Below are 17,354 nucleotides of genomic sequence, written 5' to 3' on the forward strand. Positions count from 1 at the left end.
GAAAATTCCTCTTTTATTATAATTTAAAATAAAAATCTATCGCTTATAAACATAGTTTATTCATAAATGTTTGATAGAAATTTTTATCTTCAAATCTAACTATCTGTGCTGGAAAATTCGCTTTTTCAATTATAATTTCATCATCTGGCTCAATATCAACGCCTTCTTGTCCATCTAATGTTAAGTTTACACTTCTCTTTGTCATACTAATGATATTGATGATATTCAAAGCGACTTTTTCACTTTCATCAATAACCATAGGACGAATGAAGCAAGAATGTGGGCATATTGGGGTCAATATAATCCCTTTTACTTTAGGATTTACAATTGGCCCGCCAGCAGATAAAGAATATGCTGTTGAACCTGTAGGAGTTGATATTATCAATCCATCAGCTTTATAATTTGTTACCATATAATCATTGATAGCTACACCAAAATGTAGCATACGTGATACACCGCATTTACTTACAACTACATCATTTACAGCACTGCCAATATAGTTTATTTTCCCTTGTCTTTTTATATATGCAGACAACATTAATCGTTCTTCTATTTTATATTGTCTATTGATGATTTTTGTCAGTTTGGCTTCAATTTCTCCTGGTTCAATATCTGCTAAAAATCCTAAATGTCCAATATTAATACCACATACAGGTATACCATTTTTAGCTAGTCTTCTACAAAGACCTAATAAAGTACCATCTCCACCGATGCTAATCGCCATATCAATATATTCTTTTTCAATGTTTTGATTGATTAATTCTTCATGATAGAAAAATTTACCTTCTTTTGGCGGTAATAATAATTCAATATTATATTGATTAGCAAATTTTATTACTCTTTCTAAAATCTCCCCAGCTCCTGATTTAGTTACATTAGGATAAATAGCTATTCTCATTAAATATTGTCCCCCTATTTATCTAATTGTGCATGTGCTTTTTGTACAATATCTTTTATCAAATTGTCATCAATATTACTTTGATGTTGTTTATCTAAATCTAATAAAATTAAATATTCAATATTTCCTTCTGGCCCTTTTACTGGAGAATATGTCAATTCTCTAGGTACAAATTCTAATTGTGTACTTAAATCTACGATTTTTTTGATTACTTCTTCATGTACACTAGCTTCACGAACTACGCCTTTTTTACCTACTTTATCTTTTCCTGCTTCAAATTGAGGTTTTATCAAAGCAACTATTTTACCATCATCGCTAAGTAAAGTTTTAGCTACAGGTAAAACTTTATCTAAAGAGATAAAAGCTACGTCGATAGAAGCAAAGTTTATAGGTTCACCTATATCTTCTGGTGTAACATAGCGAATGTTTGTTCTTTCCATATTCACTACACGTTCATCTGTACGCAATGACCATGCTAATTGTCCATAGCCTACATCTATAGCAAAAACTTTTTTTGCTCCATTTTGTAAAGAACAATCTGTAAAACCACCAGTTGAAGCGCCAATATCTGCTACAACTAAATCTGTTAAATCTAATTTAAATTCTTTGATGGCTTTTGCTAATTTTAAACCTCCACGGCTTACATATCCTATACTATCACCTAAAACACGGATAACAGCATCTTCTTTTACCATAGTTCCTGGTTTATCTATTTTTTGACCATTAACTAATACTAAGCCTGCCATTATAGTTGTTTTTGCACGTTCTCGACTAGATACTAAATTTTGTTCTGTTAACATCACATCTAAACGTTTTTTTGCCATTAACTTCACACCTATTTCTATTCTTCAAAATCTTTTATTGTTTGTATTATATCTTCACTTGTTAATTTACATTCTTTCAATAATTCATTGCGTGTACCTTGTTCTATAAATTCATCTGGTATACCCATACGAATTATTGGTTTATATATTTTATTTTGATTTAATAATTCTAAAATAGCACTGCCAAAACCGCCAGCTAAAATACCTTCTTCAATCGTTACTACGTATTTTACTTTTTTAGCTATATTTAAAATTAATTCTTCATCTAATGGTTTTATAAAGCGAGCATTAATAACGCTACAATTTATATTTTCTAATGATAATTTTTCACTAGCTACCATAGCTTCTTTTACCATTGAACCAACAGCGATTATTGCTACTGTAGCATTTTCCTTATCTTGTAAAATTTCGCCTTTGCCTAAAGGTAAAATCTCTACATCTTCTTCAATTGGAACACCACAAGCGTTACCTCGTGGATAACGTATGCTACATGGACAATTATATTCCACTGCACTAAATACCATTTGACGAAGTTCATTTTCATCTTTTGGTGCCATAACTACCATATTTGGTATTTGACGCATATATGCTATATCAAATACACCATGATGAGTTGGGCCATCTTCACCAACAAGCCCTGCCCTATCTAAACAAAATACTACTGGTAATTTTTGTAAACATATATCATGTATAACCTGGTCATAAGCACGTTGAGCAAAAGTTGAATATAATGCTACAAATGGACGTTTACCGATACAAGCTTGACCGCCAGCAAATGTTACAGCATGTTCTTCTGCGATACCTACATCAAAAAATCTCTTAGGGTAAACATCAGCAAATTTTTGTAAGCCTGTGCCTGATGGCATAGCTGCTGTAATCGCTGTTATATTTTTATTTTTGGCGGCTAAATCTATCAATGCTCTACTAAAAACAGCAGTATACGTAGGTACAATGCTATTAGAAGCTATAGGTAGTCCTGTCAATACATCAAATTTACCAATACCATGGAATTTAGATGGATTATTTTCTGCTGGTAAATAGCCATGACCTTTTTTAGTCTGCACATGAATGAGTACTGGGCCATCAATATTTGCTTTAACTTTTTCAAAAACATTTATCAAATCAGTTAAACTATGACCATTTAATGCTCCAATATAATTAAAACCTAAAGCTTCAAAAATACCACCAGGAACAATGGCATTTTTTACACCATCTTTTACATAATTAGCTGTTTTTAAAACAGAACCACCTATTTTCGGTATATTACCCAAAATACGCTGAATATCTTTTTTGGCACGTTTATACTTTTCATCAATGCGAATAAGTGATAAATACTCTGATAACGCACCTACATTTTGTGAAATAGACATTTCATTATCATTTAAAATGACTATTAGTTTACGCTTAGACATTCCTGCATTATTCAAGCCTTCAAATGCTTCGCCACCAGTCAGAGCGCCATCACCAATAATAGCAATTACATTATAATCTTCATTGTCTAAATCACGAGCAACTGCCATACCTAATGCCGCTGAAATTGATGTACTAGCATGACCTACACCAAATGCATCATATTCACTTTCAAAACGATTTGGAAAACCTGTTATGCCATCTTTTTGTCGCAATGTGGAAAATTTTTCTAATCTGCCAGTTAAAATTTTATGTGCATATGCCTGATGACCAACGTCCCAAACAAATTTATCTCGTGGACAAGAAAAGACTTTATGCAAAGCTAAAGTAAGTTCTACTGTTCCTAAACAAGGAGCTAAATGACCGCCATTTTGAGCTACTGTTTTTATAATCAATTCTCTAATTTGCGTGGCTACAATTTCTAACTGAGTTTCAGATAAATATTTTAGCTCTGCCGGAGAATGTATTTGCTCTAAAATATTCATATATAACACTCTTTCTTTAGTTTATTTATTTCTAGTAATTAAATAATCTACTAAAGCTCTTAAAAATTCAGCATTCTCGCCAAAATCTACTAAAGACGCTTTTGCTTTATCCACAGCTTCTTGCGCTAAAGCTTTTGCACTTCCTAATGAACCCAAAGTAACATATGTGGATTTATGATTTTTTTCATCACTACCTACAGGTTTCCCTATAGTTTTTTCATCACCAACAACATCTAAAATATCATCAGTAATTTGAAAAGCCAATCCAAATTGACGAGCATATTCTGTCAAATTAGCTAATTGTTTTTCATCAGCACCAGCCAAGATAGCACCTGAACGAATAGCAGCACAAAATAATGCACCTGTTTTGGCCGCATGCATTTGTTTTAAAGTCTGTATATCAATTTTTTTATTTTCGGATTGCATATCTATTACTTGACCGCCGACCATACCTTCTGCACCAGCAGCCTTGCTCATTTCAGTGATAATTTTTACTTTAGTTTCTGCATCTACATTTTTATCAGTGGCAATTATTTCAAATGCCATAGTGAGAAGCGCATCACCTGCTAAAATAGCTAAAGCTTCACCAAAAACTTTATGATTAGTGAGTTTTCCTCTGCGATAATCATCATTATCCATTGCTGGCAAATCATCATGTATTAAAGAATACGTATGAATGAACTCTATTGATGTTGATAATCTCAAGAATTTTTCACCATCAACGCCTAAAGCATCAGCAGCAGCCATTATTAAAATAGGACGAAGTCTTTTTCCACCAGCCATTAAACTGTAATTCATAGCTTTAGCTAAATCTTTATTGAGTGCCATATTTTCTGTATAAATCTCATTTAATTGCTGATTTATTAAATCCATTTTTCTTTGCATGTAGGATTTCATCATTTAATAATCACCTTCTATATCTAATTTCTTTTCAATTATTTTATTATCTTTTACATCAACTTCTGCATATATAGCATCTTTCGCTCTATTTAATTCATCTAAACAGAAAGCTGATAATTTCATACCTTCATTATATTTATCTATTAATTCATTTAATGGAATATCTCCAGCTTCTAATTGATTTACAATTTCTTCTAAAGTTTCCATAGCATTTTCAAAAGTTAATTTTTTTCTAGCCATGAGAAAAACCTCATTTTTCTTTTATTTGTACAATTTTAGTTTCAACAGTACCATCACTAAGCTCGATGTTTAGTGATTTATTCATATCTATATCTTTGACATTTTTTATATATTTATCATCTTGTTTTACAATGCTAAAGCCTCTTTGCAATACATTTAGAGGATTTAATACTTTTAATTTTTCGGCAATAACTTCCATTTGATGAAATTTATTCACGTATTTATCAGTTACTACTTTATTTAAACGCTCATTTAAAAAATCTAATTCTTGTTGTCTACTTTGCAATAAACGTTCTTTATCGCTAAAAATACTATGTTTCCATAATAAATTAAATTTATTTTCTTTGATTGAAAAAAGATTATATGCTTTATATCTACAATCTCTTTTTAAACTTTCAATATAATTTACTAATGCATCTTTTTCTACAACAGCTAATTCCGCTGCTTGAGAAGGTGTTGCTGCTCTTACATCACTTGCTAAATCAGATAAAGTATAATCTGTTTCATGACCTACTGCTGAAGTTATAGGAATTTTTGAAGCAAATATCGCACGAATTACATTTTCTTCATTAAATGCCCATAAATCTTCAAGTGAGCCACCACCTCGTCCAATGATAATCACATCAACTGGACATTTTTTATTAAAAAATTCTATTCCTTGAACAATTTCCTTACTTGCGTTTTCGCCTTGTACCAAAACAGAATATAAAAGGATCTTCACCAAAGGATTTCGCCTTTTGGCTACATGGCAAATATCTTTAATAACTGCTCCCGTTCTTGATGTTACAACACCTATGCGCTTAGGATAGAAAGGTAATTGTTTTTTATATTTACTATCAAATAAACCTTCATCATTCAATTTATTTTTTAATTGTTCAAAAGCTAATGCAAGTTCACCTATACCTTCAGGCGCTAAATTTTGCACATATAATTGATATAAGCCATCTTTTTCATAAATTGAAATATATCCACTTGCAATTACCTTCATTCCATTTTGCGGAGCAAAACGAAACTTCATAGCATTAAAACGAAATGCTACACATTTTATACTAGCTACATTATCTTTTAAAGTAAAATAACAATGTCCAGAAGAATGGACTTTGAAATTAGATATTTCTCCCTTTAACATGATATTTTGCAAAATAATATCATCATCAAATTGTTGTCGTAAATATTTATTTAATTGACTTACTGTGTAAATTTTTCCTGCCATTATATCCTCATATAAATAAAAATGCCAGGCTGTAACTAGCCTGGCAAATAAACATTGTTATTTAATCATTGAGCCCAAAATACCATTAACAAAACGGGCAGAATCATCTGTACCGAATTTTTTGGCTAATTCGACAGCTTCATTGATTGCTATATTAGGCACCAGTTTATCTGAACTGAATTTCATTTCAAATATAGCTAGACGAACGATATTTCTGTCAATACCTGACATACGTTCGATTTTCCAGTCTTTAGACTTTTCCGCTATCATTTTATCAATAGACTCTAAATTTTCTCTAGTACCACTAACTAATATTCTTACAAAATCACAATCAGCTTCATGAAGTTTTTTATGTGATAATACATTTTCAATAGCACTATCTACTTCACATTCATTAAAATCTAATTGAAATAATGACTGTAATGCGATTTCTCTCGCTTGTCTGCGACTCATATAAAAAACTAGCTCCTTTTACCAACGACGTGAATAAGGTGGTAAGATTTTTTGGATTTTATATAAGATATTATCTGAAAACTCATCATCTTTATCTATTAAATTACCTACATAAAGACCTATTCCCATACAAATTATTACAAATAAAGTAGTGAATAAACCAAATATAAGTATAGCTAAAGAAATTATAAATCCTAAAATAACACCAATAGTTCTACCACAATGTTCATGTAATTGATATTTGATAAAATTTAAAATATATTCTTTCATTGTGCACCTCAGCTAAAACTTCATACAACACGCTTTTTGTTGTTAGTAGAATTATTAGATATGCTTTCTACATTGATATCAATTTTAGCCTTTTCAATACCGATATATTTATTTAAATAAATATCGAGTTGTTGTTTTATTTCATCACTAATTGATACAATATTGCTTTCTTCACCAACAATTAATTTTAGCTTGAAATTAGGTATTAAAGTTTTATCTTTGGTTGGTGCCTTAGTCATTTTCAATCTTACTTTAACATCACGGACCCCTGTAATAGAACGGGCAATCTTATCAGCCATATCTTTTAGTGCTGTTAAGGAGATATTAACCTCTCCCATTTTCCCTTGCACAATTACAGCCTCATTTGTTGATACATCATTACTATGTGTAGATAAACTCTGTATTAATAAATATAGACTACAAATAAAAATGACTACTGCAACCACTACAGTTTCCATGCGACTACATAAATACAAGAACTCATTCCAAATTTGAGCATCGGGAATAAATCTAGCGAATAATACCATAGTCAAAATAGAAATTGCACCAAATGCCAAAGCGTAAAAGAACAGGATGATACGATTTATAACGCTCATACTACTCCTCTTTCTTATACTTAGCGAACGCGTACTTCTTCAGTTTGTACATCTTCTGGGAAACCAACGCCTTGAACATGTACATTAACTTCAACAGTGCTAAGACCTGTCATATTTTCAATAGCTGCTTTTACAGCTTCTTGTACATTTAATGCGATATCTGGAATACGTACGCCGTATTTTACGATGATATAAAGATCAATAGCTGCTTCTTTTTCGCCAACTTCAACTTTTACACCTTTAGAGAAATTTTTACGACCTAAAATTTCTGCGATACCACCAGCGATACCACCACTCATGCCTGCTACGCCTTCAACTTCTGTAGCAGCAAGACCTGCTATAATACTTACTACTTCGTCTGCAATGCGGATAGTACCTAATGCATTATTGATTCCTTTTTTTTCGTCCATGTTAAATCCTCCTTTGAAACTAAAGCAGTCTATATTGTTTTAGTTTTTATTATTAAATCAATTATAACAAAAAATTCATAAATATACAACTAACAGCTTCATTAAGAAGTTATTAAAAAATAACTAGTATTTTAAAATTATAAATCAAAATAAAATATAAAAATTGCACCTTTCTAAAATTAGAAAGATGCAATTCCTATTTTTTAATTTAATTAAGCACGTTCGATATAGTTACCAGTACGAGTATCAATTCTTAATACGTCGCCTTCGTTAACGAAAAGTGGTACACGAACTTCATAACCAGTTTCAACTTTTGCCATTTTAGTAGCACCAGTTGCAGTATCACCTTTAACGCTTGGTTCACATTCAACAACTTCAAGATTTACAGAGTTTGGTAAAGTAATACCAATGATATTGCCTTTGAAAGACTGTAAGCTAATATCCATGTTTTCTTTTAAGAAGTTTAATGCACTACCTAATTGATCTTTTGTAAGTTCAATCTGATCATAAGTTTCATTATCCATGAAAGTGTACATACCATCTGCTTCATATAAATACTGCATAGCTCTAGTTTCTACATGAGCTGCTGGTAATTTTTCATTAGGGTTAAAAGTACGTTCTACAACTGCACCAGTCTGTACGTTTTTAATTTTTGTACGAACGAAAGCTGCACCTTTGCCTGGTTTTACATGTTGGAAATCAACAATCTGCCATACACCGTTATCAATTTCAAGTGTAAGACCTGTACGGAAATCACTGCTGGAAATCATTAAAACATTCCTCCAAAATATATTATCTAATTTTATTTATATAATGTGAAATACCCGACTCTCAATTATTGCGGTCACATTATTTCAACAAGCCGTTTATCACTTTGTGTAAGTGCTTGGCATCCATTTGCAGTAACTAAAACAGTGTCTTCAATACGAACACCGCCAAAGTCAGGCACATAAATCCCCGGCTCATTAGTAACTATCATATTTTCTTTAAGCTTATCTGTTGGACTAAGTGGTGATAAACGAGGTAACTCATGAATTTCAAGACCAACACCATGCCCTAAGCCATGCCCAAAGAAATCACCATAACCTGCATTTTTTATATATTCTCTTACAGGAAAATCAACTTCCCTGCCACTTTTATTAGGTGCAATTTCTTTTAGTCCTAATAATTGTGCTTGCAAAACAATATCATAAATCTCTTTTTGTCTATCACTTGCTTTTCCTACACAAAAAGTACGCGTAATATCTGAATGATATCCCTTGTAAACAGCACCAAAGTCTATTGTAACAAATTCACCATTATTTATCAACTTATCTGTAGCAACTCCATGAGGTAATGCCCCTCTAACACCAGAAGCCACTATAGTAGTAAATGCAGGTCGTTCACTGCCTAATTTGCGCATAAAATATTCTAATTCAGTCGCTATTTCCTGTTCGCTCATACCTGCTTTTACAAATTTCAATATATGCGAATATGCTTCATCACTGATATTAATAGCTTTTTTTATCAATTCTATCTCATTTTCATCTTTGATAATACGAAGTTCTGTTAAATCTAAAGATGTAGAAAAATCAACTTCAATGTCAACTAAATTTTTAGCTAAATAATTATATTGATTAAAAATCAAAGCATTGCCTTCAAATGCTAAACTATTAATATTTAATTTCTTTATAAGCTCTACAGTTTTGCTAAGTAAACCAGTTTTTTGTTCAATAATAGTAAATGAAGTCTGTTCACTAGCTTGTTTTGTATAACGTGAATCAGTAATCAAAAAACAATCATTTAAAGTAATTATTAAAAATGTATCGTCACCTGTAAAACCACTAAAATAATGTAAATTTTCTTCTTTACTTATAAGCATTGCATCACAATAATTTGCCTGCAATACTTTTCTAAGTTTTTCTATACGATTATTCTGATACATAATTTAATCCTCTTTTTGTAGTCTACTAATAGCAATAAATAACGCAGATTTATAACTTTCTAAGCCAAAACCACAAATTTGCCCTTCAACTACAGGTGCAATTACAGAATGATGTCTAAAATCTTCTCTTTTGTGGATATTAGATAGATGTACTTCTATTACAGGTATATCAATAGCAGCTAAAGCATCACGTATAGCAATACTATAATGTGTAAATGCACCAGCATTTAAAATAATATAGCCATATTGACCACGAGCATTATGTAAAGTATCAATAATAGCTCCTTCATGATTACTTTGAAAAAAATCTATTTCGATATTATGTTTCTTAGCTTGTTTTGCTAAATCTTCATTAATATCTTGCATAGTCATACTACCATAAATTTCTGGCTCACGAGTGCCAAGTAAATTTAAATTTGGTCCATGTATAACTAATACTTTATTTATTTTCATAAAAATCACTATCCTTAAGCAAGTTCTAACATCTATATTTTACATATCAATTATAACGAAAATCCTATTAATACGTCAATACTGACAGTTCTCATGATTTATTATAAATTTTATGCATCATTTTAGTTTTAAAAGCTCATTTTTATCTATCAATATATCATCAAATTCACTAAAACTTTTATGTATAAATCTATTCTTGGAAAATAAAAAAATGTCGATAATCTCCATCCTAAAGTTTATCGACATTGCTCTCTCATAATTCCTTATATAACGCATCTTTAATTTTCATATCATTTATCATTAGTATTTAATGATAAATGATGTTTCTTCAACACAGTCAATTTCTGTGCAATCAATATTATCAACTTTAATAATAAAGTTACCTTTTTTTATAGTAGCAAATAACTGATCTAATTTATCTGGATTGCCTTGTGCTTCCATTTCTACAGTTCCATCTGCCATATTTCTTACCCAGCCAGTAATACCAAGTTTGCTTGCATTGTCCACAACAAAAACACGAAGACCTACGCCTTGTACATTGCCTGTGATTACTGCTTTGTAACGTTTAATCTGTTCCATAAAAAAACACTCCTTATTTTTTTATATCAATAAATATATACTTAAAATATAAATATATATCACTGATTTAAATTTAGTATAGTTTATTTTTTTTTCAAATGCAAGTACATCTATTATTAATTTTTCTTATATATTTTTTTGATTTAATAAAATTTAACATATCGTTTATATAAAAAATTTTTATACCAAAGATATGACTCTTACTTGTTTATTTATAATTTATACTATATAATCAGTATATTAATGGCTTGTGCCAATTAAATACAATTTATTCTAAGTATTTAAATATAAAATTAAGGAAGTGTTTATTTTATGCTAACTGGTTATATTGGTACTTACAATACTGCATCAACAAAAGGAATATATCAATTCTCTTATGAAGAAAATTCTGGCAAAATTTCTGATATCCAATCCTTTTTGAGTATTGACGATGCAAAATGTGTTGACAGATATGAAAATATTCTTATCATCACTACTAGCAAAAACAATAAAAGTGGTATTGCTCTAGTTGATATTACTACCAAAACTATATTAGATGAAATACTTTTGGAAAACAGTTCTCCATGTTTTGTAAAACATCATGATGATTTCATTTATACTGCAAATTACCATGATGGTGTAGTTATGGTTTATCAAATAGTCAACAACAAATTAAAATTAATCAAACAAATATCTATTCAAAACAAAGCTGGTTGCCATCAAGTAGTATTATATAAAAACTATCTTATAGTTCCTTGTTTACTACTTGACCAAGTACGTATTTTTGATATAAATAATGATTATGATTTAGTAAAAACTTTAACATTCCCTGCAAAAACAGGCCCTCGTCATGGTGTATTTAATCATGATTATTCTCATTTTTATTTAGTAAGTGAATTAAGCAGTGAATTTTTTGATTTTAGCGTAGATAATCTAGAATTTACTTTGAATACAAAATTAAATCTACTACCTAAAGATAAACTTGATAACACTTCTAGTGCTGCTATTCGTATCACAAAAGATAATCGTTTCATATATATCTCCACTCGTGGAGCAGATTTACTCACTGTTATCAGCCTTGAAAACGAACCTGAAATCATTCAACAAATAAACAGTGGTGGTATGCACCCTAGAGATTTTATCTTAAGTGAAGATGAACAATATCTTTTAGTCGTAAATAAAGATACTGATGATATGAGTAGCTTCCAATTAGATAAAACAAATGGCAAAATTGTTAAATTAATCAATACAGATAAAGTGCCTCATGCTATAGGTATAATTTTATAATATATATTTATTTTTATTTATGAATTATTTATGAAAGAGAGAGTTAACATGTCTTTAAATAAAGCTTTTACAATTTTTGGTGGTACTGGTGATTTGACTTTTAGAAAACTTATGCCTGCACAATACAATATGACTGCAGCAAATGCCGAAGAAGCTCAATCCAGAATTATCATCATTGGTAGACGCGATTATACTACAGAACAATATTGCGAATTAGTTCGTGATTGGGTAAAAAAATTCGCTCGTTTACCATATGAAAAAAAAACTTTTGAAGTTTTTGCTAAACGTATCTCTTATTTTAAAATGGATATCTCCGATTTAAACGAATATGCTCGTTTATCCGAATATTATACTGCTGAAAATATTGATGACCATGTATTTTATCTTGCAGTAGCTCCAAAATTTTTCGGCGTAATTGCAAGTGGATTAAAAGCAGTAAAAGAAGCTTCTTTAGGTAAAGTTATTTTAGAAAAACCTTTTGGTGAAGACTTAGAATCAGCTAAAGAGCTTAACAAACAATTAGAAACTTTCTTCCCAGCAGAAAATATTTATCGCATTGACCATTATCTCGGTAAAGAAATGGTACGCAATATCCAAACTATTCGTTTCACTAACCCTATATTTGCTAACCTTTGGAATTCACAATATATCGAATCTGTACAGATTTCCGCTTTTGAAGATTTAGGTATTGGCACACGTGGTGGCTATTATGACACTAGCGGAGCTTTAAAAGATATGGTTCAAAACCACTTATTCCAAATCTTATCCATAGTAGCTATGGAATGGCCAGAACAATTCTCTACCACAGCTATGCATGATGCTCAATTACGTGTACTTCGTGCACTTCGTCCTGTAGAAGATGTTCGCGATAGTTTAGTTTTAGGTCAATATAAAGGCTATCGTCAAGAAAAATCCGTTCCTACAGATTCTACAACAGAAACTTATGCTGCACTTCGTTTATTTATTGATAATGAACGTTGGTGGAATACTCCATTTTATATTCGCACAGGTAAAAAACTTCGCTGTCGTGAAATGCAAATAGCAATCGTTTTCCGTCAAACATTTATTTCTGCTCCACGCAATATCTTAATTATAAAAATCCAACCAAATGAAGGTGTACATCTTCAATTTAATGTGAAAACTCCAGGGGATACAGATGAAATCACACAAGCAAAAATGGACTTTAGCCAGAGTAGTTCCATTTCTAACAGAATAAACACTCCTGAAGCATATGAACGCTTAATTACAGCTTGTATCAAAGGTGAACGTTCTTGGTTCTCCCAATGGGATCAGATAGAAACAAGTTGGGACTTTGTTGAACACTTAAAGGATTTATATCGTTGGGATAAACTTCCTGTATTCACATATGAACAAGGCTCTGACGGCCCTGCAGAAGCAGATAATTTATTAAAACGCTTCGGCGATGAATGGGTATTTTAATTAAAAAACTTATAAAAATAGTCCCTAGTAACATAAATTACTAGGGACTTATTTTTTATTTGTATCTTTATTTTACCTGAGACATAACATCATCAAGATTATTCAATAAATCATTGATATTTTCTTCACTGATAACAAGTGGTGGTTGGAAAGCAAGAACATTTCTAGCTATACCATTTTTACCGATGAGGAAGCCTCTATCTTTCATTGTTTCTACAACAAATTCTAATTTATCTGGAGCTGGAGATTTATCTGGATTGATAAGTTCTGCACCTACCATTAATCCTAAACCACGAACATCACCAATAAATAGATATTTTTCTTGAAGAGCAATCAATCCATCTTTTAATTGTTTTCCGCGAACACGAGCTTTTTCGACAAGATTATGTTCTTCGATATAATCAAGTACAGCAATACCAGCTGTAGAAGAAACAGGATTTCCACCTAATGTAGAAGCACCAGGACGAGTGTATTTATCTGCGATTTCACTGCGAGAAATAAAACAGCTAATAGGAGCACCATTGCCTAAAGCTTTAGCCATTGTCATGATATCTGGTTCAACATCATAATTTTCAATAGCAAACATTTTTCCAGTACGTGCAAAACCTGTCTGCACTTCGTCAATGATTAATAAAATATTGTGTTTTTCTAAGATTTCTTTTAAACGTTTAAAATATCCTTTTGGAGGTGCTACGATACCTGCATTACCTTGGATAGTTTCACAAATCATAGCAGAAACATTTCCAGAAGTTGCATAGCTGATAATATCTTCTACAGCATTTGCACAAGCATAATCACATTCTGGGAATTTTTTACCCATTGGGCAACGGTAACAATAAGGGTTTGGTGCAAAATGAATACCGCCTACAGGATTTGGGTCAGTTCTCCACATGCCGATACCAGTCAAATTCATAGTGAGTTTTGTTCTACCATGTAAACCATTGCGAAGAGCTAATAATTCACTTTTTCCATTATAAATATTTGCTAAAAGTAACGCACCTTCATTTGCTTCTGTTCCTGTAGAACAAAAGAAAGATTTTTGTAATCTGCCTGGTGTTACTTGAGCTAATTTTTCAGCTAAATTATAGATATCTTCTGTCAAATAGATATTGCAAACATGTTGTAGAGTCTGCACTTGTTTTGCTACTTTTTGTGTAATTTCAGGATTGCAATGACCGCAGTTTATAACAGATACACCAGCAAAACAATCTAAATATTTTTTGCCTTCATGGTCGTAAAGATATTGCATTTCACCTTTTACAAATTGAGGAGGATTGACAAAGAAATGACCTAAACAAGGCATGATATATTTCTTTTTCTTTTCAAGACATTTTTCAGGGCCTAAATACTGAGACATAATATACTTCCTTTCATTATTTTTATATTTTCTAATGTTATGTATAAATAATATTGATAATAAACATTAGAAAGAATTGTCATTAATATAATAAGCCATAAAGCCTAAAATAAAAATGACAATTCTAAAATGACTATGAATAATTAATAAGATTTTTTATGACGATAAACACCAATACCAACTGGACGAGGACTTACTTCTTTGATTTTTTCGATCATATCGTTATTTTTGCCATTATCAATAGTGTCGCGATAAATTTTAGTCAACATACCAGTAACTTCTGGTGTATAATCTTGAGCTTCGATACGAAGAGTATCTGCTCCCATTAATTTGTCAATATAAGGAAGAAGACATAAATCATTAGTAAATAAAATATGAATTCTACCAAATTGGTCTACACGCATAGAATGTTTTCCGCCAACTGTATCCAATAAAGCAAAATGTTTATCATTGAATTCTGGATTAGTAAGTGGGTCATATTTTAAATTCAATGCAGGAATATTTGTATCAGAAATCATAGCTTCTACATTACCATGAACAGTGATTGTCATTGGTAATTTACTACTTTCAACTAAAGTTTTCACTTGAGCATAAGGCAATTCATAAGAAGCTGTTGCATTTACAATGCCATTTTCTTGTAAAAATTCTGTAGCTACATGATTAAATACATTGAAACTATGGTCAGCATAAATAGGTAAATCTGTAAGTTCACGTACAATAGTAGCTGCACCTAAATTTCCTACCATGATACCATCTGGTTTTATTTCATTTAAATCATGACATAATTGTTCTAATTCACTACATTGATCTTTTAAAGTTGTTCTAGGAGTATTAACTATTACTTTTGCCCCAACATTATGAGCTTCCTGTAAAATAGTTTTTATATCTCCTAAAGTCCATGGAGTATGTGGACGATAAACTTCGCCTGCTACATAAAGAATATTAGCACCATTAGCTAAAGCTTCACGAGCATGTGCTAAAGTTGCAGCTTTAATAGCAAGTTTTGGTTTATTATCAGCAGTTTTAATAGCTTCTAAATCATTGAGCCATTCACAATCTAAATCTGCTTCTTTTGCTGCATAACTGAAAAATCTTGGTTCGCGTTTTCCAGTATAGCCAATAGCTCTACTATCAGGTTTATCCATAGCAAAACAAGTGGAATAATCACGTACACGATTTTCAAAAAGATTTTTCCAATCTTCTTCATTTACATGATAACCAGCAGGATCAGCTACATAACTATCAATAGCACGGCGATAAATGCTTACAATATTTGCCACGAAATCAGCACTGCGCATACGACCTTCAATTTTAAAAGAATATACACCAGCTTGAATTAAATCTGGAATATTTCTATACATACACATATCTTTCAATGCTAAACGATAATCGCCATCTGTTGTAGTTTCTTGTTCTTGACCTGTTTGTTCATCAATGATTTTATATGGCCAACGACAAGCTTTCATGCAACGACCACGATTACTACTATTGGCAAATAAAACGCCAGAATGAATGCATTGTCCACTTTCAGAAATACACATATCACCATGAACAAAATATTCAAGTTCAAAATCACTGTCTACAGCTTTTAATTCACTGAGTTCTTTTAAAGACATTTCACGGCTAACAACGACACGACGAATGCCATATTCTTTTAATTTTTTTATAGCAGCATTATTATGAGAATTCATCATGATAGATGCATGCATAGTTATATTCAATCCAAGTTTTTTCACAATTTGAGCTACAGCTAAATCTTGAATTAAAATAGCATCTGGCTGTATTTCATTTAAATAAGTCAAATATTCTTCAAGCTCTGGAATTTCTTCATCACTGATTAAATTATTAATAGTAATATAAAGCATTACTCCATGAGCATGAGCATATTCTACAGCTTTTTTTAACATTTCATTATCAAAATTAGCGTCTGATTTGAGCATACGCATATTAAAATGTTTTCCACCCAAATAAATAGCATCAGCCCCAGCATCAATGGCAGCTACTAATGTTTCCCAATTGCCAGCTGGAGCTAAAAGTTCTACAGACTTTTTATTTAATAACATTAAACAATCCTCCAAATAAATAAACTACTATAAGTATAACATAAAATTTTATGCTTTTAAATTAATAACATTTATTATTAAATAGGCTTAATCCCATTCACGTTCTGCTAATGCTTCTTCTAAATTAATTGGTAAATGAAACCATTGAATAATATATTCTAAATTACGAATAAGATATTCTCTAGCTATATTATCATATTCGCTGTCATTATCGAGAAATTCATATTGCAAACTATTGGCATTTTGAATTAAGTCATAAATTTTATCACCAACATCTGCCATATTTTTTGGTTTTTGTTCCACAAAATTAATAAAATCTTCTAATAAATATTTGATTTTATCAATCAAAAAGTCTGGATAAAAACTATCCTCGTATAATTCCTCTAATAAAATATACTGGTCATCAAAACTGTCCATTTAATAAAAAATATCCCTCCAATAAATAATTATATTTGATATTATACAATATATTCTAAATTAAAGCTAATTTTCTTAAAAATAATCCCGTTTATTTTGTTCGGAAACCTGAACATTTTGCTTGATTATTTAGGAATAGATAGAGTATAATTTATA

General features: G+C 31.0%; 19 protein-coding genes. 2 read left to right on the forward strand and 17 right to left on the reverse strand.

Annotated features, from left to right (window positions below; genetic code table 11):
* Window positions 1-43: 43 nt before the first annotated feature.
* The 14 genes from BMX03_RS03150 to BMX03_RS03215 form a co-directional block, all read right to left on the reverse strand.
* Complete coding sequence (locus BMX03_RS03150; protein ID WP_015562223.1) at window positions 44-898, reverse strand: NAD(+)/NADH kinase; 855 nt, start codon at window positions 896-898, stop codon at window positions 44-46.
* Between the two features lie 14 nt (window positions 899-912).
* Complete coding sequence (locus tag BMX03_RS03155; RefSeq protein ID WP_022228405.1) at window positions 913-1,722, reverse strand: TlyA family RNA methyltransferase; 810 nt, start codon at window positions 1,720-1,722, stop codon at window positions 913-915.
* A 17-nt stretch (window positions 1,723-1,739) separates the two neighbouring features.
* Window positions 1,740-3,617, reverse strand: a complete 1,878-nt coding sequence (gene dxs, locus BMX03_RS03160) for a 1-deoxy-D-xylulose-5-phosphate synthase (RefSeq protein WP_022228406.1) — start codon at window positions 3,615-3,617, stop codon at window positions 1,740-1,742.
* Window positions 3,618-3,638: 21 nt separating this feature from the next.
* Entirely contained in the window at window positions 3,639-4,517 is an 879-nt protein-coding gene (locus tag BMX03_RS03165) for a polyprenyl synthetase family protein (protein ID WP_022228407.1), read from the reverse strand.
* Window positions 4,518-4,757, reverse strand: a complete 240-nt coding sequence (xseB, locus tag BMX03_RS03170; protein ID WP_008537857.1) for an exodeoxyribonuclease VII small subunit — start codon at window positions 4,755-4,757, stop codon at window positions 4,518-4,520.
* A 10-nt stretch (window positions 4,758-4,767) separates the two neighbouring features.
* Entirely contained in the window at window positions 4,768-5,970 is a 1,203-nt protein-coding gene (gene xseA, locus BMX03_RS03175; protein ID WP_091693740.1) for an exodeoxyribonuclease VII large subunit, read from the reverse strand.
* 57 nt (window positions 5,971-6,027) lie between these two features.
* Window positions 6,028-6,423 (reverse strand): transcription antitermination factor NusB, encoded by a 396-nt coding sequence (gene nusB / locus BMX03_RS03180; RefSeq protein WP_008537854.1) that lies wholly within the window; start codon window positions 6,421-6,423, stop codon window positions 6,028-6,030.
* Window positions 6,424-6,441: 18 nt separating this feature from the next.
* Entirely contained in the window at window positions 6,442-6,693 is a 252-nt protein-coding gene (locus BMX03_RS03185; RefSeq protein ID WP_015562229.1) for a DUF2273 domain-containing protein, read from the reverse strand.
* Between the two features lie 20 nt (window positions 6,694-6,713).
* On the reverse strand, window positions 6,714-7,289 hold the full coding sequence (gene amaP, locus BMX03_RS03190) for an alkaline shock response membrane anchor protein AmaP (protein ID WP_022228410.1): 576 nt from the start codon (window positions 7,287-7,289) through the stop codon (window positions 6,714-6,716).
* Between the two features lie 20 nt (window positions 7,290-7,309).
* A complete protein-coding gene (locus tag BMX03_RS03195; RefSeq protein ID WP_091693743.1) occupies window positions 7,310-7,699 on the reverse strand; it encodes an Asp23/Gls24 family envelope stress response protein in 390 nt (129 codons plus the stop codon).
* A gap of 212 nt (window positions 7,700-7,911) precedes the next feature.
* Window positions 7,912-8,469, reverse strand: coding sequence for an elongation factor P (efp, locus tag BMX03_RS03200; RefSeq protein ID WP_015562232.1), 558 nt, complete (start codon window positions 8,467-8,469; stop codon window positions 7,912-7,914).
* Between the two features lie 74 nt (window positions 8,470-8,543).
* Window positions 8,544-9,623, reverse strand: coding sequence for a M24 family metallopeptidase (locus BMX03_RS03205; RefSeq protein ID WP_022228412.1), 1,080 nt, complete (start codon window positions 9,621-9,623; stop codon window positions 8,544-8,546).
* Between the two features lie 3 nt (window positions 9,624-9,626).
* The gene (gene aroQ, locus BMX03_RS03210; RefSeq protein WP_015562236.1) at window positions 9,627-10,076 is read right to left on the reverse strand and encodes a type II 3-dehydroquinate dehydratase; all 450 of its coding nucleotides are present in this window, start codon (window positions 10,074-10,076) and stop codon (window positions 9,627-9,629) included.
* Between the two features lie 300 nt (window positions 10,077-10,376).
* Window positions 10,377-10,655 (reverse strand): acylphosphatase, encoded by a 279-nt coding sequence (locus tag BMX03_RS03215; RefSeq protein WP_015562237.1) that lies wholly within the window; start codon window positions 10,653-10,655, stop codon window positions 10,377-10,379.
* 312 nt (window positions 10,656-10,967) lie between these two features.
* Between BMX03_RS03215 and BMX03_RS03220 the strand changes: the two genes are divergently transcribed.
* Complete coding sequence (locus BMX03_RS03220) at window positions 10,968-11,921, forward strand: beta-propeller fold lactonase family protein (RefSeq protein ID WP_022228413.1); 954 nt, start codon at window positions 10,968-10,970, stop codon at window positions 11,919-11,921.
* A 48-nt stretch (window positions 11,922-11,969) separates the two neighbouring features.
* Complete coding sequence (gene zwf / locus BMX03_RS03225; RefSeq protein WP_075554473.1) at window positions 11,970-13,361, forward strand: glucose-6-phosphate dehydrogenase; 1,392 nt, start codon at window positions 11,970-11,972, stop codon at window positions 13,359-13,361.
* Window positions 13,362-13,428: 67 nt separating this feature from the next.
* On the opposite strand, the gene BMX03_RS03230 is transcribed toward zwf, so the two are convergent.
* From BMX03_RS03230 to BMX03_RS03240, 3 genes are all read right to left on the reverse strand, one after another.
* Window positions 13,429-14,718, reverse strand: a complete 1,290-nt coding sequence (locus BMX03_RS03230) for an aspartate aminotransferase family protein (RefSeq protein WP_091693746.1) — start codon at window positions 14,716-14,718, stop codon at window positions 13,429-13,431.
* A gap of 143 nt (window positions 14,719-14,861) precedes the next feature.
* Entirely contained in the window at window positions 14,862-16,781 is a 1,920-nt protein-coding gene (locus tag BMX03_RS03235; RefSeq protein WP_091693748.1) for a peptidase U32 family protein, read from the reverse strand.
* A gap of 87 nt (window positions 16,782-16,868) precedes the next feature.
* Window positions 16,869-17,198, reverse strand: a complete 330-nt coding sequence (locus BMX03_RS03240; RefSeq protein WP_091693751.1) for a DUF5713 family protein — start codon at window positions 17,196-17,198, stop codon at window positions 16,869-16,871.
* Window positions 17,199-17,354 lie beyond the last annotated feature (156 nt).

It is taken from the genome of Megamonas sp. Calf98-2 (genome assembly GCF_900110235.1).
GTDB lineage: Bacteria > Bacillota > Negativicutes > Selenomonadales > Selenomonadaceae > Megamonas > Megamonas funiformis.